The sequence below is a fragment of the Gilvimarinus gilvus genome, assembly GCF_030518155.1.
Taxonomy (GTDB): Bacteria; Pseudomonadota; Gammaproteobacteria; order Pseudomonadales; family Cellvibrionaceae; genus Gilvimarinus; species Gilvimarinus gilvus.
In genome coordinates this window covers 1-322 of sequence record NZ_JAULRU010000213.1, presented here as the reverse complement: position 1 = coordinate 322, position 322 = coordinate 1, and the positions used below count along the sequence as shown (strand labels likewise).

General features: G+C 49.7%; 1 pseudogene. It reads right to left on the bottom strand.

The window, feature by feature from the left end:
• Nucleotides 1-55: 55 nt before the first annotated feature.
• Nucleotides 56-322 (bottom strand): annotated as a pseudogene (locus QWI17_RS01690) (ABC transporter ATP-binding protein); the annotation flags it as partial.

Here is a 322-nt window from a genome sequence, read left to right as displayed (position 1 = left end):
AGCTCGACCTGATTACCGCCTGACCAGTGATATCTACCAGCCATAAACTTCCTCGCTAATGCTGTTGATGCTGCCCGTATAAGCGGGCATACAACCCATTCTGCTTTAAAAGCTGCTCATGATCACCCTGCTCAGCAACCTGACCATCTTCAAATACATAAACATGATCCGCCTGCTTAACGGCGCTCAGACGGTGCGCAACAATAATCGTGGTTCGACCCTTAAGAAAATCAGCCAGATCCCGATGGAGGTTGTACTCGGTTTCAGCATCCAGTGCCGAGGTAGCCTCATCCAGCACAACCACTTTAGGATCAGCCAATAC